The organism is Pseudarthrobacter sp. NamE2 (assembly GCF_005796205.1).
Taxonomy (GTDB): Bacteria; Actinomycetota; Actinomycetes; order Actinomycetales; family Micrococcaceae; genus Arthrobacter.
The window spans coordinates 129,527-151,460 of the sequence record NZ_VAHN01000004.1 but is presented as its reverse complement, the minus strand read 5'-3'; the positions used below and the strand labels follow the sequence as shown (position 1 = coordinate 151,460).

The window sequence follows — 21,934 nt, the reverse complement described above, 5'->3', positions numbered from 1 at the left end:
CACGGCCGCGCCCGCCGCTGAGCGCGGCAAATACTAAGTGTGCTTGGTATTTTCCCCGCACCCCGGTTACGGTGGTAGAAAGCCACCACCGCAGGGAGGTAGTGAATGAGCCCGGCAGCCCCCCAAGGATGCCGCCGCCCGCACCCGGGCCAGCCGCAGCGGCCCGGCCTGTTCAGGACCGCCGCCGCGGCAGCTGCCCTGAGTGCCGTCGTCGTACTTTCCGCCTGCACTGGAGGATCCCCGGCACCCAGCGAAACCACCGCATCCGGGAACACCGCTGCCGCGAGCCCCGCCGCCTCCGCCCCGCCAACCGGAGGGGCCGGCGCACCCGCCGCTCCGGATGCTGCCGGCGGCATCCCGCAGCTGGTGGAAAACCTGGCACCGTCCGTGGTCACCATCTTCACCGAGGGCGGGCTGGGCAGCGGCGTGGTGTACTCGGAGGACGGCCTGATCCTCACCAACGAGCACGTGATCCGCGGCAACACCCGCGTTGAGGTCGCCTTCGCGGACGGGCAGCGCGTTGAGGGTACGGTCCGGGCCACCGACCCCGTCACCGACCTTGCCCTGGTGCAGGCGGACCGCACCGGGCTGCCGAAGCCGACGTACCAGACCGACCTGCCCAAGGTTGGCGAAGGCGCCGTGGTGCTCGGTTCCCCGCTGGGGTTCGAGAACACGGCCACGGCCGGCATCATCTCCGGGCTCCACCGCTCCATTCCGGGCTCGGCCTCCAACAGCCTGTCCCTCGTTGACCTGATCCAGACCGACGCGCCCATCAGCCCGGGCAACTCCGGCGGCGCCGTGATCAACATGCGCGGCGAAATTATCGGCATCAGCGAGGCGTACATCCCGCCGTCGGCCGGTGCGGTTGCCCTGGGGTTTGCCATTCCGGCCGCCACGGCCGTGGAAGTGGCCGAGGAACTGCTGGCCGACGGTACAGCGGAACACGCCTATGTAGGCCTCACTCCCGGCGAACTGACCGCCCAGATCGCTGACCAGCTCGGCATCGAACAGGGCGCCGGCGTGCTGGTCCTGGCCGTGGCCGAGGACGGGCCGGCGGGAGAGGCCGGAATCCGCCCCGGCGACGTGCTGGAGTCCATGGAAGGCGTGGAACTCACAGCACCGGAAGGGCTGCTGGCAGAACTGCGCAGCCGCAACCCCGGCGACACCGTCACCTTCTCCGTCAAACGCGGCGACCAGACCGAGGACGTGAAGGTGGACCTGGCCGAGCGACCCACTGAACCCACCACCCGATAGGAAGGTAAGGAAAATGAGCAATTCCAAGGAAGAGCCAGAGGCAGGCTTCATTGTGCCCGACCCGTCCAAGGTCCGCGAGGACATTCCCGGCGACGCCGGCGACGAGGCCAACGTGATCCGCTTCAGCGAGGAGCAGGCCCTGATCGAGGAGCAGGCCCACGGCATCCGTCCGGATACCTACAGCGTGCCCGCCGGCGGCCCCACGATGGATGAGGCCCGCGGCAACATGGACCTCTCGGACCAGACCTCCGGACGCGGCACCGGCCCCGAGGACGACGCCAGCGACGACGGCCTGCACGGCGGTGCCGAGTCCTGACCCCGTTGCACTGACAGGCTGGCAGACGCAGGGGCGCCGCGGATCCGTCCGGGGCGCCCCTGCGGTTTTGCTGCCTGGCTGCTAGAGCTGGTACTCCATCTTGCCGCCCAGGCTCTCATGGACGCACAGGATGTTGTGCTCCGTGTCCATGAACCACGCGCACTTCTCTGAGTTCGTGGTGCAGATATGGTTTTCGGTCTTCAGGTTGGGCAGGTCGTAGTCCTGGAACTGCACTCCCATGGCTTCCATTTCACGGACAGTTTTCTCGATGTCCGTCACTTCGAAGCTCAGGGCTGTGTGTTCGGAGTGCTTGCCGTCGGAAACCGGCTTCAACTGCAGCATCGGGCCGCCGTCGCTGCCGAGCAATTCGCTTCCATCGTCTGTCATTCCTACGTGCGGGAGTCCGAGTTTTTCGGTGTAGAAACTGCGGGCGCGGGCTGCATCGTCGACTGGCAGGATGGTTGTGGCTGTGTTCATTCTCAGGGTCATCGGGCCACCTCCTACGGGCAGAATTTTACGCTCCCGGCCGCAGGTTTCGACAGGCTCAACCCCCGGCACAGGCTACTTCTCGACGAGCGTGAGGACGTCGTAGGTGGCCACGATCTCGTCGTTCTGGTTAGTGAGGACGGCGTCCCAGGCCACCTCGCCGTATTCGTCGGTTTCGCGCGGGGTGATCTTCTTGGCGGTGAGGGTCACGCGGATCGAATCGCCGGCGGCCACCGGGGTGATGAAGCGCAGGTTCTCCAGGCCGTAGTTCGCCAGAACAGGGCCCGGCGCGGGCTCAACAAACAGCCCCGCTCCCCAGCTCAGCAGCAGGTAGCCGTGCGCCACGATGCCCGGGAAGAACGGGTTGGCTTCCGCCGCTTCCTGGTTGGTGTGGGCATAGAACGTGTCCCCGGTGGAGTTCGCGAACGCGGTGATGTCCTCCAGGGTGACCTGCCGAAGGTCGGACCGGATGGCGTCGCCAATCCGCAGCGTCTCCAGCGACTTCCGGAACGGGTGCGTGCCCTCCGTCTCGAGCGTGAAGTTGCGGTCTGCCCCGGCGTGCCAGATTCCGGTGACAGCCGTAAGCATGTTGGGCGAGCCCTGGATGGCGGTGCGCTGCATATGGTGCATGACGGAGCGGATGCCGCCCAGTTCCTCGCCACCGCCGGCGCGGCCGGGCCCGCCGTGCACCAGGTGCGGGACAGGCGAGCCGTGGCCGGTGGATGACCGGGCGTCCTCGCGGTTGAGCATCAGGACGCGGCCGTGGTGGGCGGCGATCCCGGTGACCAGTTCGCGTGCCACGGATGGATCGTTGGTGCAGACGGTGGCCACCAGGGAACCGCTGCCGCGGGCGGCGAGGCGGACGGCGTCGGCCAGGTCCTTGTAGCCGACCACCGAGGAAACAGGACCGAACGCCTCAAGTGAGTGCAGTGCCTCCGCCTCGGGATTGTTCCAGTTCAGGAGGACCGGGGCCAGAAAGGCGCCTTCCGCCACAACAGCGGAGGTGCCGTCCGCGGTGGTGACCGACGGCGAATCGAGAGTTCCGTACGCAAGCTCGCCCCCGGCGTCGAGCATCGACTGCACGGCGGCGCGGACGTCCTCAAGCTGCTCCACGGAGGCGAGGGCGCCCATGGTGACGCCGTCCGCGCGGGGGTCGCCCACCACGACGCGCTCCTGGACGCGCCTGCCGATAGCAGCGGAGACAGCTCCCACAAGCTCCTGCGGCACAATGGCCCGGCGGATGGCGGTGCACTTCTGGCCCGCCTTCACCGTCATTTCGGTGACCACTGACTTCACGAAAGCGTCGAACTCCGGGGTTCCCTCAACGGCGTCAGGACCGAGGATGGCTGCGTTCAGGGAGTCCGTTTCAGACGTGAAACGCACGCCGCCCTGGACCACGTTCGGATGGGACTTCAGGGACAATGCTGTGGAGGCGGAACCGGTAAAGGACACGTAGTCGCGGTAGTCCAGCACGTCCAGCAGCCCGCGGACGGAGCCGGAAATGAGCTGCAGCGAGCCCTTGGGCAGGATGTTGGATTCGACGATCGCCTTCACAACGGCCGCGGCCACATACCCTGTAGGGGTGGCAGGCTTCACGATGGTGGGGACGCCCGCGATGAACGCAGGCGCGAACTTTTCAAGCATGCCCCAGACCGGGAAGTTGAAGGCGTTGATCTGCACGGCTACGCCCGGGATCCGGGTGTAGATGTGCTCGCCCACAAAGGATCCGTCCTTGGACAGCTGCTCCATCGGCCCGTCAACCACCACCTGCGAGTTGGGCAGTTCGCGCCGGCCCTTTGAGCCGAAGGTGAAGAGGACACCGATGCCGCCGTCGATGTCCACCATGGAATCGATCCTGGTGGCGCCGGTCTGCGCCGAGAATGCGTAGAAGTGCTCGCGCCGGGCGTGCAGGTACTGCGCCAGTTCCTTGAGCTTGAGGGCGCGCTGGTGGAAGGTGAGTTGGCCAAGTTCCGCCTGGCCGGTGTCACGCCCGTAGTCCACGACCGCCTGCAGGTCCAGCCCCGCCGTGCTCACCTTGGCCAGGATCTCCCCCGTGCTCGCATCGCGGACGTGGACGGCGTCAGCCGACGAGCCGGCGTCCGGTGTCCACCAGGAGTCCATGATGAAGCTGGGTACTGTCTCCACGGTGTCGACCGTGGCCTGGGGAGCGGTGGCAGTGGTGGTCATCGTTGACGTGTCCTTCCAACAAGCGGGCAGAAAGGCCGTCAATGATTACTGACCGGCCGTTCGGTAATATAAGTACCATACATGAATGTGCCGCGCCGCACACTAGAAGCTGGACCGCAAAGACCTGAAGGAGACCCATGAGCGCCCCGACTCCGAACTCCCCCGAGCCTGCTCCGGCTCATGCCCCCACTCAGCACGAGCTGTGGAAGATCACGCTCGGCGAGCTGGACGAGAAGATGGGCGTGAAGATCGTGGAGGAATCGGTGGAGCGGGTGGTGGCCACCATGCCCGTGGAGGGCAACCGGCAGTCGTTCGGCCTGCTGCACGGCGGCGCCTCCTTGGCTGTGGGCGAGGCCGTGGGCTCGTGGGCTGCCGTCCTCCACGCGAGCACCATGGGCAAGACGGCGGTGGGCGTGGATGTGTCCGCCACCCATCACCGCTCGGCGCGGGAAGGGACGGTCACCATCACGGCCACGCCCATCCACCTGGGCGGCACGCTGACCACCCACGAGGTGCTCATCACCAACGAGATCGGCCAGCGGCTCTGCACGCTCCGCATCACCAATCTGCTGATGCGGCGCCACAAATAGACCCTGTCCACCGGTGGTTGAGCCCGGTCGACACTACCCGCTGCGCTTCCGCCGCCGGACCAGCACCATCAGGACGCCCCCGACCGTGATCGCCGCCGCGGCCGCACCCGCTGCCGGCAGCAGGGGGCTGGCCCCGGTGTTGGCGAGTCCGCCGGTATACCTGGGATTGCCGGAGCGTCCTGTATGGGCGAGGTCAGCGGGCGGCGTGGCCGCTGGAAGTACGACGGCGGCGCCTCCGTCCGGGGAGTCGGCGGGCGGTGCAGGGGCTGGATCCGCCGGTGCCGGTGCCGGTGCCGGTGCAGGCGGTTCTACAGGGTCCGGTGCCGGAGCCGGCGGAGCGGGGGCCTCGTTCGGCACGGGCGGAAACTCGAAGCTGTTGATGCCCGAAGCGCTGAATCCGTTGACCGCCTCGGCGGTGAACCGCAATGCCTGGTTGCCTTCCGGCGGTCCGGGAGCCGTGAAGCTCCAGTTCCCGGCTGCATCCACCGGAACCTCGAAGGGTTCGCCGTTTTCGACAGTGATCCGGACCCTGGATCCTGCAGCAATGGCGGAGGCCGGCGCGGCCGGTATGGTTCCGCTGACAATCTGCCCCGGCTCGTAGGTACCGCCCGGAGCAGGGCTGGTGACAGTTGGCTTGTTGAGGAAGAGTTCCAGCTGGTAGCCGGGCAGGACAGCCAGGCTCTCACTAAGGGTGGCAGCGACAGCGAAGTTCTCGATCACGTTGCCGTTTGCGTCGGGGGTGTCCCCGGCTGCGTGGGTTCCCACGGCATAGTTGCCGCTGACGTAGGGCCCGCCGGAATCGCCGCCGCTGGACTGGACGGCGTAGGAGAGGAAGCCCCGGAACGCCCGCAGATCGGTGGGGTCCGAGGCATAACCAGGGCCGGGAACTACAAAAATGCCCACGGCATCGACGGCCCCGCAGGACCAGGCTGAGGTCCGGCCCGAGCGGCATACAGGCATTCCCACCACTGGATCCGTGCTGCCGATAATCTTGACGTCCGGTCCTGGTTCAGAGGGGTCACCCCAGGTGCTGGCGGCCGGAAGCGGATCAATGTCAGAGCGCAACGACTCGATGACGGAGATGTCGGTGCCCACGTTCGCCGGGTTGTTCGGGTCCAGCGGGTCCTCAATGATGCGGGAGTTGCCCGGGCCGCCGAACTGGCTGAAGCCGAAGTGCCCCAGCAGGCCCACCTGGTTGAACTGGAACTCCAGCGTCGCCGTCTGCGCTTCCCCGTCCGAAGCGCAGTGCCCAGCGGACAAAACGGCCGGGACGCCCGCGGGGTCGAAGGCGGAGAAGCCCGTGGAGCATACCCAGCCGGTGTCGGCGATGTAGCCGACACCCCCGGGAACGTCGGCTTCGGGGGCAAGGCGCGTGCCGGCGTCGAGCTCCACGTTGGCGTACCGGGCCACGAACTCTGCGGGCGAAACCTTGCCGGGACCTGCGGCAGGAGCGCTCGGGTCACCGCCATGGGAGCTGGACTCGGGGGTGTTGATCCCGCCGGTCCGGATCACGAACTTTCCGCCTGCGGACACCACCGCCTGCAGGCCCTCCGCACCGACCTCGCGCACGTACGCCTGGAACAGCTGCTCCGTACTGACGGCCAGTTCGGAACCGACGGCCGGGTCCGGTGCAGCGCTGTCTTCCAGGTTCCCGGCCTTAGCCTCGGGCATAGGCGCGTCCACCACCAGTTCGGGGATCGAAACCGCGAGCGCTGCCACCTTGTCGAACAGCCCGGCGCCCCATCCCGTCACCACAATCTGTCCGGCTTCCAGCCGGATGCCTGCGTAACCGGGAACGTCCCGCAGCTGCACGGCCGCTTCCGCCGCCCTGGCACCCAGCTCGCCGGCGGCACTGAACTCCTCGGGACTGAGGCCAAGATCGCGCTGCACCGCATCCGCGAGCGCTGCCTCGGAAAGGCGCGTGCCGCCGTCGGACGCAGCCGTACCGGGAGTCGGAGAAATTCCCGGTTCTTCGGTGGCGGAAGCCGGCGCGGCGATGTATGCAGAAGAGGCAAGCACACCGGCAACGGCGCCCATTGACAGAAACCGGCGCAGGTTGCGGGCCGTCATCGGGCACCCCCTGCCCCGCAGAGGGCGAGCACGGCGTGCAGTTCACCTGAGCTGAGGCCGTTCCGCAGCAGGTAGTTCCGGGTGTCCAGTGCGCGAACGAACTCCACCACCGCCTTTCCGCGCTGCTCGAGCAGGGGTTCCAGCTCGGCGTCGTCAAGGTAGCGCTCCCTGTCATGCGGCGGACCGTGCGTACCGTAACGCTCGTTGATGCCGCGGGCCGCACGGCGGTAGCCCTCGGCGATGTCCCGGTCGCTGTCCCCCGCCAGGTCCTGGACCATTGCGGCGACCATTCCGCTGCGGTCACGGCCGGCGGCACAGTGCAGGATCACGCCGCCGCAGCCGGCTGCAGCTGCGAGCACTTGGAAGACTCCGACGAGTTTGTCCGGGAAGATCCGGGCGTTGTCGGCGTAGAAGGCGGGGTCGTTGAGGTATGGGCCGGTGATTTCTGTGAAGCGCGGGTCCCCGGGCTCCTCCGTGGGTGCCGTTATGACGGTCATTCCTTCGTATGCAGCCTTCGACACCACCGGATCGGTATCGCGCCGACGCGCCTCGGCGGCGTTGCGAAGGTCAATAACGGTGCGGACGCCGTCGTCGAACGCCTGTTGCCAGCCCGCCTCCGTCAGCCATTCCCGGCGTCCCATCCGATAGACGCCGCCGGCTACATGCCAGGCGTTGACAGCACCATCCCAGTCCATGGACCTGCCCTGATTCTTCATCCGGACAGCTAACCACACGGGTGCTGCGAGGCGCATGTCACATGAGGGAAAACCGGATGAAAGAAGGGTAGCCGCGGCCGGTGACGGCACATTCGGCCAGGCGTACGGTACACGTACAGGCACCCTGCCCAGAGGTGATGTCCGAAGGAGAACTGCGATGGGAAATACAGGATTACGACGGTGGCACGCGGCTTTCGCAGCTGGCCTCGCCGCACTCGCCATGACGCTTGGGCTGACGACGGCCCCGGCCTCGGCTTACCCGCCGTCCGACGTCGACTACGTTGCCCTGGGGGATTCTTACACCGCGGGGACCGGGGCGGACGCCCCTGCCCGACCCTTCGTATTCGATCCGCCCTGCGATCAGACTCCCAACGGATACGTGGATCATGTGGATGCGGTGGATCCTGTACACCTGGTGCTCAACAGCGCCTGCCATGGCGCACTCCTCCGGGAGAAGGCGCAGCCGGGCAACGTTCCCAGCGTCCAGGACCAGATCACCCAGCTCATTTCCTCGGGTGCACTGTCGCGGGACACCGAACTGGTCAGTATGACGGCCGGTGCCAACGACGTAGGAGTGAACGTCGTCCTGTTCCAGTGCGCCACTTCCACCACCTCGGCGTGCAGTCAGGCGGTGAGCTCCGCAATCGCTGCTATGCCTGCAGTTGGAGCAGGACTGGTGCACGCCTTCAAAGTCATCCACCGGCATGCACCCTACGCAAAGATTGTGGTCCTGGGTTACCCAAGGCTCCTGAACCCGGCCTTCCCCGCACCAATGAGCCCTGACAACCTGCGCTTGGTGAACCAGGGCACGGCACTGCTGAATGCAACCATTGCCTCCGCAGCGGCAACAGCCAGGCTGCTGTATGGCGCCAAAGTGCAGTATGTGGATGTAACCGGACGGTTTGCAGGGCACGAGGTGAACACCCCTCAGCCGTGGATCTTCTTCGCTGCAACCCAGGACCTGGCCACAGGCACTGTTCACTTCGACCCGCGGAGCTTCCACCCCAACCAGGCCGGGCACCAAGCGTATGCCGACGCCCTCATAAGCGCGGTTCGGCCGGCCCGGCCGGCACACTCGTAACCGCCCGCTGCCCGTGCCGGGCGAGCCGGTACTCCAGCCCGGCCCGAACCATGGGCCACTCGTGCTCCAAAATCGAGAAGACCACGGTGTCGCGCAGAATCCCGTCGCGGGTCCGGGAATGGTTGCGGAGCAAACCGTCCTGCTTCGCGCCGAGCCGGGCGATCGCCTCGCGCGACTGGTGGTTCAGCCAGTGCGTCCGGAACTCCACGGCCGGGCAGCCCAACTCCTCGAACGCGTGCCGGAGCAGCAGCAGCTTGGAATCAGGATTCGTTCCCGTTCCCTGGACCGACGCGGCATTCCAGGTGGAGCCAATCTCCACGCGGGGCGTGCCGGCGTCGATATTCATGTACGTGGTCATCCCGATGATCCTGCCCGGACCACCGGTGGCGGGGTCGATCAGCCTGGTGGTGAACGGCAGCATCAAACCCTCGTCCTGGAGGGCAAGGCGCCGCCGGATCTCAACGGCCATCTCTTCCGGTCCCGGCACCGAGGTGTACCAGAGCTTCCACAGCTCACCGTCGCTTGCCGCCTCCACCAGGCCGTCGTGGTGTTCCTCCGCCAGCGGTTCGAGGATTACGTAGCGGCCAGTCAGGGTAAGGGGTTCAAGGAAAGTCACTGCACCAGCCTAGGCCCACCCATCGGGCCCGGTTACGCTGGGACAGCACAGGACGGCAAACGAGGGAGACGACATGTCAGGACAGAACCCGGACCCGGAGGAAGACAAGCTCACTGGCCTGGAGCCCGGAGGCGGCGTGCCGCCGGGGGAAACACCGCCGGGTGAAGCTTCCACCAGCACCACCCAGGGCCACGAGGAGAACGGCACGAAGAAGAGCACGCAGTTCCTGTGGATCGCAATCATCGGGATCGTGGTCCTGCTGTCGCTGCTCTACTTCATCGGCTACATCGTGGGCTTCTTCGACGGCTAGTCCGCAAAAGGCCAGTCCGGCATAGGGCACCTAGCCGGGCCAGTCGAAAAAGCCCTTGCCGGTCTTGCGGCCCAGCTCACCGCGTGCCACCTTGTCCCGGAGTATCTGCGGCGGGGCGAACCGCTCCCCCAGCGTCGCGTGCAGGTATTCGGCGATCCCCAGCCGGACGTCCAGACCCACGATGTCGGTGGTTTTGAGCGGCCCCGTAGGGTGCTTGTAGCCAAGCACCATGGCGGCGTCGATGTCCTCCGCGGTGGCCACGCCTTCCTCAAGCATGCGCATTGCCTCCAAGGCGATGGCCACGCCCAGCCGTGAGGATGCGAACCCCGGGGCGTCGTTGACGACGACGGCGGTTTTGCCGAGTGCCTCCACCCACCCCTTAGCCAGGGCAGCGAGTCCGGGATTCGTCTTCTCCCCCAGCACCACCTCGATGAGCGTGGAGGCCGGAACCGGGTTGAAGAAGTGCAGCCCCAGGAAGTTTTCCGGCCGCTTCAGCTCGTCTGCCAGGCCGTTGACGGACAGGGAGGAGGTGTTGGAGGCCAGGTACGCGTCATCCGCCAGGCGCTCCTCGATGCCGCGCAGCGCCGCCACCTTCAGGTCCCAGTCCTCGGGCACGGCCTCGACCACCAGCTGCCGTCCCATGAAGGCGTCGTAGTCGGTGCCCACTGCCAGGCGGGACACCAGCTCCTCGAACCCGGTGTCAACGGCTCCACGTTCAACGCTCTTCAGCACGGCGGATTCCACCCGTTCGCGCGCGGCCTGGGCGGAGGCGTCGTCGCGCTCCACCACCTGCACGTCGGCACCTTTGATGAGGAAGGCGTGGGCGATGCCGGCACCCATGCGGCCGCCGCCCAGGACGCCCACCTTGCCGGGAAGGACGGGAGCAGGTTGGGGATGGTTCATCGGTTCATCTTTCCGGTCTCGCTGCTGGCCGTCCCGCCGGCCTTTTTGGCGGCGTTCCTGTCCAGGAAGTTCTGCATGCGGTCAAACTTGGCCCCGGATTCGAACAGGATTCCCTGGGCCAGCTGGTCGATCAGGGGGTGGGCCTCGGCCGGGGCGTGGAAGACGGACTTGGTGATGCGTACCGCCAGCGGGTCCTGCCGGCCAATCCGGTCCGCGAGGTCATGGGCAGCTTCCAGCAGCTTGTCCGGGTCATGGACCTCGGTGATGAGGTTGACGGCAAGGGCTTCCTCGGCGCCGAGGATCCGTCCGGCCAGGAGGATCTGCTTGGCCACGGGTTCCCCCACCAGTTCCTTCAGCCGCCAGCTGGCACCCGCCGCGGCGAGGATGCCGAGCCCGGTTTCCGGGTTGCCGATCCGGACGTTCGGAGTCCCGATCCGGAAATCGGCCGCGTAGGCGAGCTCGGCGCCGCCGCCAAGGCAGTACCCGTCCAGGGCAGCGATCACAGGCATGGGCAGCCTGGCGATGCGGATGAAGATGGTGGAGTTGATGCCCTGCAGGGCGTCGTCCCGGCGCCGCTCCCGCAGCTGGGCAATGTCCGCCCCTGAGGCAAAGACTCCCTCCACCCCCGCGATGATCAGGACCTTGGGGTCCTGCTCGAGTGCGGCACAGACCGTGTGCAGTTCGTCCACCATCCGCTGGTCGATGGCGTTGCGCACCTCCGGCCGGTTCAGCAGGACGATGACCCTGTCATGGCGTTCTTCAACCAGTAGGGCATGAAACTTCTCGGCCGCCAGGTCCACAGCCCCCGGCATCAGACCTTCTCCACCAGCATCGCGGTGCCCTGGCCCACGCCAATGCACATGGTGGCCAGGCCAACCCTGGCATCCTCGCGTTCCATCCGGCCGAGCAGGGTGATGGCAATCCTGGCCCCGCTGGAACCCAAGGGGTGGCCCAAAGCGATCGCGCCGCCGTCGTTATTCACGATGTCCGGTTCAAGCCCAAGGCGCCGGATGCAGGCAAGGGACTGCGTGGCAAAGGCTTCATTAAGTTCGACGGCGTCAAGGTCACCTACGCTGAGGCCGCTCCGCTTGAGCACCTTCTGGGTGGCGGGGACGGGGCCGATGCCCATGATCTCCGGTTCGCAGCCTGCGGACGCGCCGTCGATGATCCGTGCCCTGGGCGTCAGCCCGAGCCGTTCGATGGCGGCCTCGGACGCCACGATGATGGCGGACGCGCCGTCGTTCAGGGACGAGGAGTTGCCGGCGGTGACCACCGTGCCGCCGTGCGCCACCGGCTTCAGGTTGGCGAGGACGTCCATGGTGGTGCCGGGACGGGGTCCTTCGTCGGTGTCCACCACTGTCTCGGCCTTGCGGGTCTTGACCGTGACCGGGACAATCTCGTCCTTGAACCGGCCGGCCTCGATGGCGGCAAGGGAGCGTTCGTGTGAGCGGACCGCGAAAGCATCGGCGTCCTCGCGGGAAATGCTGTCCACGCGGGCCACTTCCTCTGCGGTTTCGGGCATGGAGTAGGTCATCTTGCCGTCGCGGGAGAGGTGGCCGTGCTGGAAGTGCGGATTGGTGAAGCGCCAGCCGATGGAGGTGTCGAAGATCTGGCCGGGCCGGGCGAAGGCACTTGCTGGTTTTTCCTGGACCCACGGCGCCCGGGTCATGGATTCCACCCCGCCGGCGATGACCACGTCCGCGGCGCCGGCCTTGATCATATGGCTGGCCTGGATGATGGCGCTGAGGCCGGAGGCGCAGAGCCTGTTGACGGTGATGCCCGGGATATGGAGGGGCAGCCCGGCCAGCAGGGTGGCCATCCGGGCGACATTCCGGTTCTCTTCCCCGGCACCGTTGGCGTTGCCGAGGATCACTTCGTCGATGCTGTCCGGGTCTAGGCCTGCCCGGCCAACTGCCTCGCGGACCACCAGGGCGGCGAGGTCGTCGGGCCGGGCGGAGGACAGCGCACCACCGTACTTGCCTACCGGCGTCCGTACCCCGCCAACAAGGAAAGCCTGCGGCCCTGCGGTTGCAGCCATGGAAACACCCTTCACGCGATCAACAGCACTGTTATCGGCGGCCGGCAGCCTCTCCCCTTCGCAAACCAGGTAGCAGCAACTGCCGTTTTGAGCGTCCATAACGACACTTCGCACTACCCAATTGGATTCACTTACCGACCGTTCGTTCTGTAAATAGTACACGGCTGCGCCCCCGATGCGTACCTCCCGGGTTTTTGTCCAGATACGCAGGCCTCGGGTGCGTCCAGGTCTGCATACGTGGACAAAAACTCCGGGGGCTAGAGGGATTCGGCCTTGGGCGGAGCCGCCGCCGTTCTGCTGTTCCAAGGTGGCTGTTACCAGCCGCTGCGGGTAGGAGTGTGCCCCTGCCGGGAATCCTCAGGCATCGTCATCTCGGCCCGCAGCCCGAGGAGGCGGATGGGCCTGCCCGGCTCGATCTTTCCGGCCAGGTCGAGTGCACGCGCCAGCACCTCCTCGGGGTCCGAGGTTTCCGGGATCTTCCGCGCGTAGGTCTTGGTGAGGAAGGGGGCGTACCGGACTTTCAGCGTCAGCCCCACCACGGGCCGGCCCTCGCCCGCCACGTCCTCCAGGACGTGGGCCGCCAACTCCTTGACGGCACCGTCCACCTGCGCGGGTTCCGTCAGGTCCTGCTGGAAGGTGGTCTCCCGGCTGTGCCCGCGGGCCACCCAGGGCGTGTCATCGACTTCCCGTGCGCCGTCACCGCGTCCGAGCTGCGCATACCAGGGCCCCATCCTGGGCCCGAATTCGGGAACCAGGTCATCAGGATTGGAGGCCGCAAGCTCCGCGACGGTGGTGACCCCAAGCTTGGCAAGCCGCTGCGACACCTTCTTCCCAACGCCCCACAGCTCGATGGTGGGCCGGCTACCCATCACCTCGAGCCAGTTGCCTCCGGTGAGGCGGAAGATGCCTGCGGGCTTACCGAATGTCGTCGCCACCTTGGCGCGGACCAGGGTATCGCCGATGCCAACGCTGCAGTGCAGCCGGGTCTCCTCCAGCACGGCCCGCTGCATCTGCCGGGCATAGCCTTCCGGGTCCTCCGTCTGCACACCCACGAACGCTTCATCCCAGCCCAGCACCTGGACGGTGGCGGCCGGCTGGGAGCGAAGCACCGCCATGACCTGTTCGGACGCCTCAAGGTAGGCCTCATGGTCGACGGGCAGGATCACCGCGTCGGGTACTTTCCGTGCGGCGATCCGCAGCGGCATCCCGGAGCCGACGCCGTACGCCCGGGCCTCATAGGACGCCGTGGACACCACCGCCCGCTCGGTCGGATCGCCACGGCCGCCAACGATCACCGGTTTGCCCGCGAGCTCGGGCCGGCGGAGCATTTCGACGGCGGCGATGAACTGGTCAAGGTCCACATGCAGCACCCACGGTTCAGTCACAAGCCCCAGTCTGCCCCGGCCGGGCGCCGGCCACCACCGTTTCCCCTGGAAACGCCGACGGCGGGCCCGCCCTCCCCAGGGGCATCCCGCCGTCGAACTTGCCGGTAAGGCTAGCTGTAGAGCTCCGTCTTGGGCTCGTTGTTCTTCACCTTCTGCCAGCCCAGCCACAGGACCAGCGCGAAGAACGGGATGGTGGCCAGGGTCCACAGGCCCAGGTAGAACACCTCACCGGTTTCCTTGTTGGTCATGGTGTCGAAGCCGATCAGCACGGTGATGGCGAGCAGGGCGAGCAGGCCGGCCCAGCTGGACCACGGCGAACCAGGCATGGGCAGGGTGGAGACCACGCCCTTCCTGTGGCGCAGCGCGATCTGGCTGGCAAAGATGGCGCCCCAGGTGAAGATCACGCCAATGGAGGCCGTGTTCAACGCCAGGTCGAACGCGTGGGAGCCGCCCAGCCAGATGTTCAGCAGGATGCCAACCAGGTAGAACGCGGCGATGGCCAGGATTGCGGCATACGGGACATGCCGGCGGGACATCCTGGTGAGCCACTGCGGGGCGTGGCCGTTGTTGGCCATGCTGCGGAACACGCGGCCAATCGAGTACAGGCCGGAGTTGCAGGAGGACAGGGCCGCGGTGATGACGATCATGTTCATCACGTCGCCTACCCAGCCCAGGCCCATCTGGCCGAAGACGGTGACGAACGGCGAGGTGCCGGCCTGGTACTGGTCGGACGGCAGGAGCATGGCCAGCAGGGTTACGGAGCCGACGTAGAACACAACGATGCGGAGGACGACGGCGCGGATCGCCTTGGGCACCTCGCGTTCCGGGTTCTGCATCTCGCCGGCGGTGATGCCCACCAGTTCGATGCCGTTGTAGGCGAAAATGACGGCGTTCAGGACCAGGACCATCACCAGGGCGCCCTTGGGGAACATACCCCCGTCGGCCGCAAACAGGTTGGCCACCGAGGCGTTGCCGTCACCCACCTGGGCGTTGGTGACCACCATGAAGGTGCCCACGGCCAGGAAGATCAGGATGGCGCCCACCTTCAGGCAGGAGGCCCAGAACTCGAACTCGCCGAACACCTTGACGCTGAGCAGGTTCACTGCCACCAGGAGCGCCAGCGCGGCGATCGCCGAGGCTTCCACAGGAACGTTGGGGAAGAAGAACTGGAAGTACAGGCCGATGGCGATGAGTTCGGCAATGCCGGTCATGCCCCAGTTGATGAAGTACATCCAGCCGGACAGGTAGGCGCCCTTTTTGCCGAACATTTCGCCGGCATAGCTGACGAAGGACCCGGAGGTCTGGCGGTACATGATGAGTTCGCCCAGCGCGCGCATGAGCAGGTAGGCGATCACGCCGGCGATGGCATAGGAGAAAATCAGGGCGGGGCCGGTGGAGGCGAGGCGGCCGCCGGCGCCCATGAACAGGCCGACGCCGATGGCGCCGCCCATGGCGATCATGGTGACGTGGCGCCTGCCCAGCGTTTTGCTGTAGCCCTCGGCGCTGAGGGAAGAGTCGACGGCGGCGGATGGGGCCGTGCGGTTCTGGAGATCTGTGGGGGTACTTTGAGGCACAACGATTCCTTGTGGGTTGGGGGTTGGCCGCATCCGGGGGACGAATGATCCAGCTCACAAAATTCGGCCTTTTGCTGTAGCATCAGTCGATTGTGAGCGCTTTTCCTCGTCCAGCCGAAGCTTCACGCGGCCTACCCATCCTACAAGACGCAAAGGGGTGCTACGTGACGTGGGCTACACGGCGGGGGCGGCTGCCTTCTTCCGCCGCGCTTTGGCGAGCCGGGTCCCGATCAGGCCCTGGCGCGGGCTGAACAGGTAGACGGCGCCGAACACCACGCCCTGGGTCAGCACCACCATGGCGCCGGAAGCCGTATCCAGGTAGTAGCTGATGTAGATTCCGGCGACCGAGCACAGGGCCGAGATTGCTGGCGCGATGACCAGCATCCGCGAGAACCGGTCCGTGAGCAGGTAGGCCGTGGCGCCGGGGATGATCAGCATGGCCACCACCAGCACCACGCCCACCGTCTGCAGCGCCACCACCGAGGTCAGGGCCAGCAGGCCGAGCAGCAGCGCGCCCAGACGGCGGGGGGACAGTCCGATGGCGTGGGCGTGCGTGGGGTCGAAGGCGTAGAGCGTGAGGTCGCGGCGCTTGAGGATCAGGATGGCGAAGGCCACCACGCCGAGGACCAGGACCTGGATGAGGTCCGGGACGCTGACGCCCAGCAGGTTTCCGAAGATGATGTGGTTCAGGTCCGTCTGGCTGGGCGTGACGGAGATCAGCACCAGCCCCAGGGCGAACAATGACGAGAACACGATGCCGATTGCGGCGTCCTCCTTCACCCGGCTGGTGTTGCGCACCACTCCGATCAGGGTCACCGCCACGAGGGCGAACACCAGCGCCCCCAGCGCGAACGGAGCGCCCACGATGTACGCGAGCACCACGCCGGGAAGCACCGCGTGCGATACGGCGTCACCCATGAGGGACCAGCCGATGAGGACGAGCCAGCAGCTGAGCACGGCACAGACGACGGCGGCGAGCGCCGTGGTGGCGATGGCCCGCACCATGAAATCGTAGGTCAGGGGTTCCAGGAGCAGTTCCATCAGGCGGTGCGCTCCTTCGGCTTGGCGCGGTGGTCCTGGGCGGGAAAGTTGCGGTTCAGCACGTCCAGGCCGAACGCCCTGGCCAGGTTTTCGGGCTGCAGCACCCGGTCCGGCGGGCCGTGCATGAGGACGCGGTGCATCAGCAGCACGGCCTCGTCGCACAGCTCCGGCAGGGCGTGCAGGTCGTGGGTGGAGACCAGGATGGTGCAGCCATCGGAGGCCAGCTCACGCAGCAGCCGGGTGATGGTGGCCTCGCTCCTCTTGTCCACGCCGGCGAAGGGTTCGTCCAGGAGCATGGTGGTGGCACCCTGCGCGATTCCGCGGGCAACAAACGCCCGCTTCTTCTGGCCGCCGGACAGTTGGCCAATCTGGCGTCCGGCGTAGGGCCCGAGTTCCACGCGGTCCAGCGCTTCGTCCACGGCTGCCCGGTCCGCCTTGGTCGCGCGGCGGGTGAAGCCCTGGTGCCCGTACCGGCCCATCATCACCACGTCGTGGACCGAGAGCGGAAACTGCCAGTCCACTTCCTCGCTTTGCGGCACGTAGCCGATGCCGCCTTCCCTCCGCGTCCGCGAAGGTGACTGTCCGTGAATCCGGACGCTGCCGCCGTCGGGCCGGATCATGCCCATGATCACCTTGAACAGCGTGGACTTGCCGGAGCCGTTCATGCCCACCAGCCCGCAGATCCTCGCCGGGTCCAGGGTGAGCGAGGCGGCGTCCAGCGCCAGGACCTCGCCGTAGTGGACTGTCACGTTGTCAACGAGGATGGCCGGAGTGCTCATGCCCCGGCTCCCGTGAGTGCCCTGGTGATGACGTCGGCGTCGTGCCGGATCAGGTCCAGGTAGGTGGGGACTGGCCCGTCCGCCTCTGACAGCGAATCCACGTAGAGGGTGCCGCCGAACTTTGCGCCGGTTGCCTCCACCACCTGCTGCATGGGGGCGTCCGAGACGGTGGATTCGCAGAACACGGCGGGCACGTTGTTGGCCTTGACGTACTCGATGGCGCGGGTGATCTGCTGCGGCGTGGCCTGCTGCTCGGCGTTGACAGCCCAGATATACAGTTCCTTGAGGCCGGCGTCGCGCGCCAGGTAGGAGAACGCCCCCTCGCAGGTGACCAGGGCCCGCTGCGCCTCCGGCACTCCCGCCAGCCTGGCGGTCATCTGGTCCTGCACGGCCTGCAGTTCAGCCTTGTACGCTTCCGCGTTGGCCTTGAAGGCTTCGGCGTTGTCCGGGTCCAGCTCCGAGAATGCCTTCACCATGTTGTCCGCATATTTCTGGACGTTCAGCGGCGACATCCAGGCGTGCGGGTTCGGCTTGCCCTGGTAGGCGTCCTCGCTGATGGACATTGGCTCCACGCCCTCGCTGACCACGGCGTGCGGCACGTCCAGCCCTTCCACGAACTGGGCAAACCAGGCTTCGAGGTTCAGCCCGTTGTCCAGGATCAGGTCTGCCTTGGAGGCTTTGCGGATGTCCCCCGGCGTCGGCTCGTAGCCATGGATCTCCGCGCCCGCCTTGGTGATGGACTCCACGGTGAGCTTGTCCCCCGCCACGTTACGGGCAACGTCGGCCAGCACCGTAAAGGTGGTCAGCACCACCTTCTTGCCGTCCCCGCCGTTTCCCGCGGCCCCGCCGCCGCAGGCCGTCAGGAGGAGGGAAAGCACGACGGCGGCCCCCGCCAGGGCGGGAAAGCGCACCTTCCCCGCGTCGACTTTGGCGCGCCGAAACAGATTTTTAGGCATACCGAACATTTTACGGGATGCACGTTTCCCCGGGCAATGCAGCAGTCGCCTCCCCCCACCCGACTGACTCGCACTTAAAGTCGTGAAACCGGGTTTTCGCGACGTTAAATGCGACCCAGTTGGGAGGGATAGGCTGAAACCATGGCTACCGCCCACCGCATACCGCCCGCACCGCAGCCACAGCTGTACCGGTTCTCGCCGCTGGACTTCACCGCTGTAGGGCTTTTCGTGGCCATCGCGGGATTCTTTGCATTCGGGAGCGGCCTTCTGGCCCCCTTCCTGCGCCAGGTTGCCCCCTCTCCGGCCGCCGTATCCTACGCGGCAAACCTGCTTTGGTTCGGCTCGGTGGGGATCGTAGCGGTTTTGGCTGCCGGCCGCGTTGTGGGCCGGGACCTGCGGGTCCTTGCCACCCGGCCATGGTTCACCTTGCTGATGATTCCGGCGTCTGTGGTGGCCATGATGGTTTTCACTGCGGTAGTGGTGACAACTGGCGGGGAAATAGAGACGTCAGCAAATCAGGAGAGCCTGCAGTCACTGATGCAGGAGGTCCCGGCCTGGCTCATGGTTCCCCTGGTCGTGGTGGTAGGTCCTTTCGTGGAGGAGTACATTTTCCGGCATCTGCTGATCGGCAAGCTCAGCAGGCACATCAACATCTGGGTGTGCTGTGCACTCTCGGTCATCCTATTTGCGGCCATGCACATTGCAGGCAAGGAAGCTGTCACCCTGACGGCGCTTCTGCCCTACCTGGCCATGGGCGCCACGCTCGTTTTCGTCTACGTCTGGACGGGTAAGAACCTGATGTTTTCCTACTTCGTCCACGCCGCCAAGAACCTGCTGGCGGTCGTCTTCATTTACGCCATCCCCCCGGAACTCTACGACCAGCTCCAGCAGGTCCAGGCCTAGGTTTTCCGTCCCCTACCGCCCGTGCACCCGCCACCGTACCGTGGGTGCATGGGACTGAACATCCAGATAGTGATCGACTGCAGTAAGCCCCACGAGCTTGCGGACTGGTGGGCCGAGACCCTGCAATGGGCGGTGGAGCCGCAGGACGCGGCGCTCATCCGCTCCATTATTGACCAGGGCTACGCCACGGAGGACCAAACCACCAGGCACCGGGGCAACCTGGTATGGAAGGACGGCGCCGCCATCCGCCCGCCGGAAGAGGTCGATGCCAAGGCTCCCACCCGCCGCCTCCTGTTCCAGGCCAGCGAGGACGGGAAGGTGGTCAAGAACCGGGTGCACTGGGACGTCAATCTGGCCGGACGGGACAAGGATGAAGTCCGCAGCGAGCTGGAAGAAAGGGGCGCCACATTCCTGTGGACGGCCCGGCAGGGACCGCATTCCTGGCACACGATGGCGGACCCCGAGGGGAACGAGTTCTGCATCAGCTGAGCCGGATTACTAGACTTGGACGGTGAGCAACCAGATCCCCGCACCGGTGTCCGACGTCTTCGACCCCACCCGCTGGCGCGTGGTGTCAGGCTTTGAGGACTTTCAGGACATGACCTACCACCGCCAGGTGGAGCGGGATTCCGACGGCGGCTGGGTGCGGGACCTGCCCACGGTGCGGATCGCGTTCAACCGGCCGGAGGTCCGCAACGCCTTCCGTCCCGGCACCGTTGACGAGCTCTACCGCGCCATGGACCACGCCCGGATGACCCCGGACGTTGCCACCGTGCTGCTCACCGGCAACGGCCCCTCCCCCAAGGACGGCGGCCACTCCTTCTGCTCCGGTGGCGACCAGCGCATCCGGGGCCGGGACGGCTACAAGTACGCCGACGGCGAGACCCAGGAGACCATCGACCCAGCCCGGGCCGGCCGGCTCCACATCCTGGAAGTCCAGCGGCTCATGCGCACCATGCCCAAGGTGGTCATCGCCGTCGTCAACGGCTGGGCGGCGGGCGGAGGGCACTCGCTGCACGTGGTGGCGGACCTCACCATCGCCTCCCGCCAGCACGGCAAATTCAAGCAGACCGACGCCACCGTGGGCAGCTTCGACGCCGGCTACGGCTCAGCGTTGCTGGCCCGGCAGATCGGGCAGAAATCTGCTCGCGAAATCTTCTTCCTGGCCCGCGAATATTCCGCGGAGGACATGGTCCGGATGGGCGCCGTCAACGAGGCCGTGGACCACGAACGCCTCGAGGACGTGGCACTGGAGTACGCCGCGGACATCGCCAGGCAGTCCCCGCAGGCCATCCGGATGCTGAAGTTCGCCTTCAACCTTGCCGACGACGGCCTGGCCGGCCAGCAGGTGTTTGCCGGCGAGGCAACACGCCTGGCCTACATGACGGATGAGGCCGTGGAGGGCAAGGAAGCCTTCCTGCAAAAGCGCGAACCCGACTGGTCCAGCTTCCCGCACTACTTCTAAGCCAGGAGCGGCATATGAACAGCGGCCCCCTCAACATAGAGCCTGCCCTCAAGGCCCTCGCGGCCGCCCTCCATGGCGAGGGTCCCGCCGTCGAACTGTCCGTGGGCGATGACGGCTCGCTGGTGGTCGGCCACGTGGAGACGCCCGGCTGCGACGACGCCGTGGCCGTGGTCCGCACCTCCGGATCCACCGGCACGCCCAAGGCAACCGTCCTGACGGTGGAGTCCCTCGCCGCATCCTCCATGGCCACCGCGCTGGCGCTCAAGGGAGAGGGGCAATGGCTGCTGGCCCTGCCCGTCCATTACGTGGCCGGTGTGCAGGTGCTGGTGCGCTCGCTTTTCGCCGGCACCCGCCCCTGGGTGATGGACATGTCCGGGGGGTTCACTCCGGAGGCCTTCACGGCGGCAGCGCTTGAACTGACAGACAAGATCCGGTTCACATCGCTGGTTCCCACCCAGCTGCAGCGGCTCCTGGACAACCCGTCGCCCGACACCCTGGCTGTGCTGCGTCGCTTTAACGCTGTCCTGCTCGGCGGCGCCCCGGCGCCTGCCGCGCTCTTGGATGCAGCCCGGGTGGCGGGCGTCCGCGTGGTCACCACTTACGGATCGGCAGAGTCCTCCGGCGGTTGCATCTACAACGGCTACCCCCTTGAAGGCGTCTCTGTCCGGGTGGCGGAGGACGGCCGCATCCTGCTGGGCGGCGACACCATCGCCGCCGGCTACCTCGAGGCGCCCGACGAGGAGACCGCCACGTTCTTCGAGGAGGACGGCGTCCGCTGGTACCGCACCAGCGACCTCGGCAGCATCGACGACGACGGCAGGCTCACAGTACTGGGACGGGCGGACGACGTCATCATCACCGGCGGCGTCAAGGTGTCCGCCACGCGCGTGCAGGAAGAGCTGGAGAAGCACGACGGCGTCACGGCGGCTTTTGTTGCCGGCGTCCCGTCCGCGGAATGGGGCCAGGCGGTGGCGGCCTACGTGGTCCTGGCACCGGACGCGGGCGCGGGCAAAGGCCCTGACGCTGAAGCCGGCAGTACTGCAGGAAGCGGGCATCCCGCCGTCGTCCTTGGCCAGGAATGGCGCCGCACCCTGGGCGTCCTGGCCCCCAAAACCGTCCTGGTTGCGCCGTCGCTGCTGATGCTTCCCAACGGCAAGCCGGACCGGCTGGCGATGACCTCCCAGCTCAGCGCCCTGCATCAGGGAAAGTAGAGTGGACGTGCACTACCGCGGCGGGCGCATGCAGATGGGCCCGCCGGTCCCCC

General features: G+C 66.7%; 22 protein-coding genes. 9 read left to right on the top strand and 13 right to left on the bottom strand.

The features are described 5' to 3' along the window. Positions 1-105: 105 nt before the first annotated feature. Together FDW83_RS06995 and FDW83_RS06990 are read left to right on the top strand one after the other, a co-directional pair. Positions 106-1,254: a S1C family serine protease gene (locus FDW83_RS06995; RefSeq protein ID WP_205754657.1), complete on the top strand. Its 1,149-nt coding sequence runs from the start codon at positions 106-108 to the stop codon at positions 1,252-1,254. Between the two features lie 13 nt (positions 1,255-1,267). Beyond that, on the top strand, positions 1,268-1,570 hold the full coding sequence (locus FDW83_RS06990; RefSeq protein WP_138136907.1) for a hypothetical protein: 303 nt from the start codon (positions 1,268-1,270) through the stop codon (positions 1,568-1,570). 81 nt (positions 1,571-1,651) lie between these two features. Here the strand turns inward: FDW83_RS06990 and FDW83_RS06985 are convergent, their stop codons facing one another. Together FDW83_RS06985 and paaZ are read right to left on the bottom strand one after the other, a co-directional pair. Continuing rightward, positions 1,652-2,047, bottom strand: coding sequence for a VOC family protein (locus tag FDW83_RS06985; RefSeq protein ID WP_138137110.1), 396 nt, complete (start codon positions 2,045-2,047; stop codon positions 1,652-1,654). Positions 2,048-2,131: 84 nt separating this feature from the next. Then, complete coding sequence (gene paaZ / locus FDW83_RS06980) at positions 2,132-4,243, bottom strand: phenylacetic acid degradation bifunctional protein PaaZ (RefSeq protein WP_138136906.1); 2,112 nt, start codon at positions 4,241-4,243, stop codon at positions 2,132-2,134. A gap of 137 nt (positions 4,244-4,380) precedes the next feature. On the opposite strand from paaZ, the gene FDW83_RS06975 reads away from it, so the two are divergent. Then, positions 4,381-4,833, top strand: coding sequence for a PaaI family thioesterase (locus FDW83_RS06975; protein ID WP_138136905.1), 453 nt, complete (start codon positions 4,381-4,383; stop codon positions 4,831-4,833). Positions 4,834-4,866: 33 nt separating this feature from the next. Here FDW83_RS06975 and FDW83_RS06970 read toward each other — a convergent pair whose 3' ends face one another. Next, on the bottom strand, positions 4,867-6,903 hold the full coding sequence (locus tag FDW83_RS06970; RefSeq protein WP_138136904.1) for a S1 family peptidase: 2,037 nt from the start codon (positions 6,901-6,903) through the stop codon (positions 4,867-4,869). Further along, on the bottom strand, positions 6,900-7,619 hold the full coding sequence (locus tag FDW83_RS06965) for a tyrosine-protein phosphatase (protein WP_240720881.1): 720 nt from the start codon (positions 7,617-7,619) through the stop codon (positions 6,900-6,902). The genes FDW83_RS06970 and FDW83_RS06965 overlap by 4 nt, the downstream gene beginning before the upstream one ends. Before the next feature lie 157 nt (positions 7,620-7,776). On the opposite strand from FDW83_RS06965, the gene FDW83_RS06960 reads away from it, so the two are divergent. Next, positions 7,777-8,700: an SGNH/GDSL hydrolase family protein gene (locus FDW83_RS06960; RefSeq protein WP_138136903.1), complete on the top strand. Its 924-nt coding sequence runs from the start codon at positions 7,777-7,779 to the stop codon at positions 8,698-8,700. Here the strand turns inward: FDW83_RS06960 and FDW83_RS06955 are convergent. Next, the gene (locus FDW83_RS06955) at positions 8,660-9,316 is read right to left on the bottom strand and encodes a GNAT family N-acetyltransferase (RefSeq protein ID WP_138136902.1); all 657 of its coding nucleotides are present in this window, start codon (positions 9,314-9,316) and stop codon (positions 8,660-8,662) included. The genes FDW83_RS06960 and FDW83_RS06955 overlap by 41 nt on opposite strands. A gap of 73 nt (positions 9,317-9,389) precedes the next feature. On the opposite strand from FDW83_RS06955, the gene FDW83_RS06950 reads away from it, so the two are divergent. Beyond that, positions 9,390-9,626 (top strand): DUF6480 family protein, encoded by a 237-nt coding sequence (locus tag FDW83_RS06950; RefSeq protein WP_138136901.1) that lies wholly within the window; start codon positions 9,390-9,392, stop codon positions 9,624-9,626. Positions 9,627-9,656: 30 nt separating this feature from the next. Here FDW83_RS06950 and FDW83_RS06945 read toward each other — a convergent pair whose 3' ends face one another. From FDW83_RS06945 to FDW83_RS06910, 8 genes are all read right to left on the bottom strand, one after another. Beyond that, positions 9,657-10,529, bottom strand: a complete 873-nt coding sequence (locus tag FDW83_RS06945; protein WP_138136900.1) for a 3-hydroxyacyl-CoA dehydrogenase family protein — start codon at positions 10,527-10,529, stop codon at positions 9,657-9,659. Beyond that, a complete protein-coding gene (locus FDW83_RS06940; RefSeq protein WP_138136899.1) occupies positions 10,526-11,341 on the bottom strand; it encodes an enoyl-CoA hydratase/isomerase family protein in 816 nt (271 codons plus the stop codon). The genes FDW83_RS06945 and FDW83_RS06940 overlap by 4 nt, the downstream gene beginning before the upstream one ends. Next, positions 11,341-12,567, bottom strand: a complete 1,227-nt coding sequence (locus tag FDW83_RS06935; protein ID WP_138136898.1) for a thiolase family protein — start codon at positions 12,565-12,567, stop codon at positions 11,341-11,343. The genes FDW83_RS06940 and FDW83_RS06935 overlap by 1 nt, the downstream gene beginning before the upstream one ends. Before the next feature lie 314 nt (positions 12,568-12,881). Further along, complete coding sequence (locus tag FDW83_RS06930) at positions 12,882-13,937, bottom strand: DNA polymerase IV (protein ID WP_138137107.1); 1,056 nt, start codon at positions 13,935-13,937, stop codon at positions 12,882-12,884. 125 nt (positions 13,938-14,062) lie between these two features. Continuing rightward, on the bottom strand, positions 14,063-15,526 hold the full coding sequence (locus FDW83_RS06925) for an amino acid permease (RefSeq protein WP_138136897.1): 1,464 nt from the start codon (positions 15,524-15,526) through the stop codon (positions 14,063-14,065). Between the two features lie 174 nt (positions 15,527-15,700). After that, entirely contained in the window at positions 15,701-16,567 is an 867-nt protein-coding gene (locus FDW83_RS06920; protein WP_138136896.1) for a metal ABC transporter permease, read from the bottom strand. Continuing rightward, entirely contained in the window at positions 16,567-17,346 is a 780-nt protein-coding gene (locus tag FDW83_RS06915; protein ID WP_138136895.1) for a metal ABC transporter ATP-binding protein, read from the bottom strand. Before FDW83_RS06915 ends, FDW83_RS06920 begins: the two co-directional genes overlap by 1 nt. Continuing rightward, complete coding sequence (locus FDW83_RS06910; RefSeq protein WP_205754656.1) at positions 17,343-18,302, bottom strand: metal ABC transporter substrate-binding protein; 960 nt, start codon at positions 18,300-18,302, stop codon at positions 17,343-17,345. Before FDW83_RS06910 ends, FDW83_RS06915 begins: the two co-directional genes overlap by 4 nt. 141 nt (positions 18,303-18,443) lie before the next feature. Here FDW83_RS06910 and FDW83_RS06905 point away from each other — a divergent pair, with 141 nt between their 5' ends. Genes FDW83_RS06905 through FDW83_RS06890 form a run of 4 tightly spaced genes read left to right on the top strand, consistent with a single transcriptional unit; the run spans position 18,444 to position 21,881 of the window. Continuing rightward, entirely contained in the window at positions 18,444-19,205 is a 762-nt protein-coding gene (locus FDW83_RS06905) for a CPBP family intramembrane glutamic endopeptidase (RefSeq protein ID WP_138136894.1), read from the top strand. A gap of 48 nt (positions 19,206-19,253) precedes the next feature. Next, positions 19,254-19,694: a VOC family protein gene (locus tag FDW83_RS06900; RefSeq protein ID WP_138136893.1), complete on the top strand. Its 441-nt coding sequence runs from the start codon at positions 19,254-19,256 to the stop codon at positions 19,692-19,694. Positions 19,695-19,716: 22 nt separating this feature from the next. After that, complete coding sequence (locus FDW83_RS06895; RefSeq protein WP_138136892.1) at positions 19,717-20,670, top strand: 1,4-dihydroxy-2-naphthoyl-CoA synthase; 954 nt, start codon at positions 19,717-19,719, stop codon at positions 20,668-20,670. Between the two features lie 14 nt (positions 20,671-20,684). Then, complete coding sequence (locus tag FDW83_RS06890) at positions 20,685-21,881, top strand: AMP-binding protein (protein WP_138136891.1); 1,197 nt, start codon at positions 20,685-20,687, stop codon at positions 21,879-21,881. Positions 21,882-21,934: the final 53 nt, after the last annotated feature.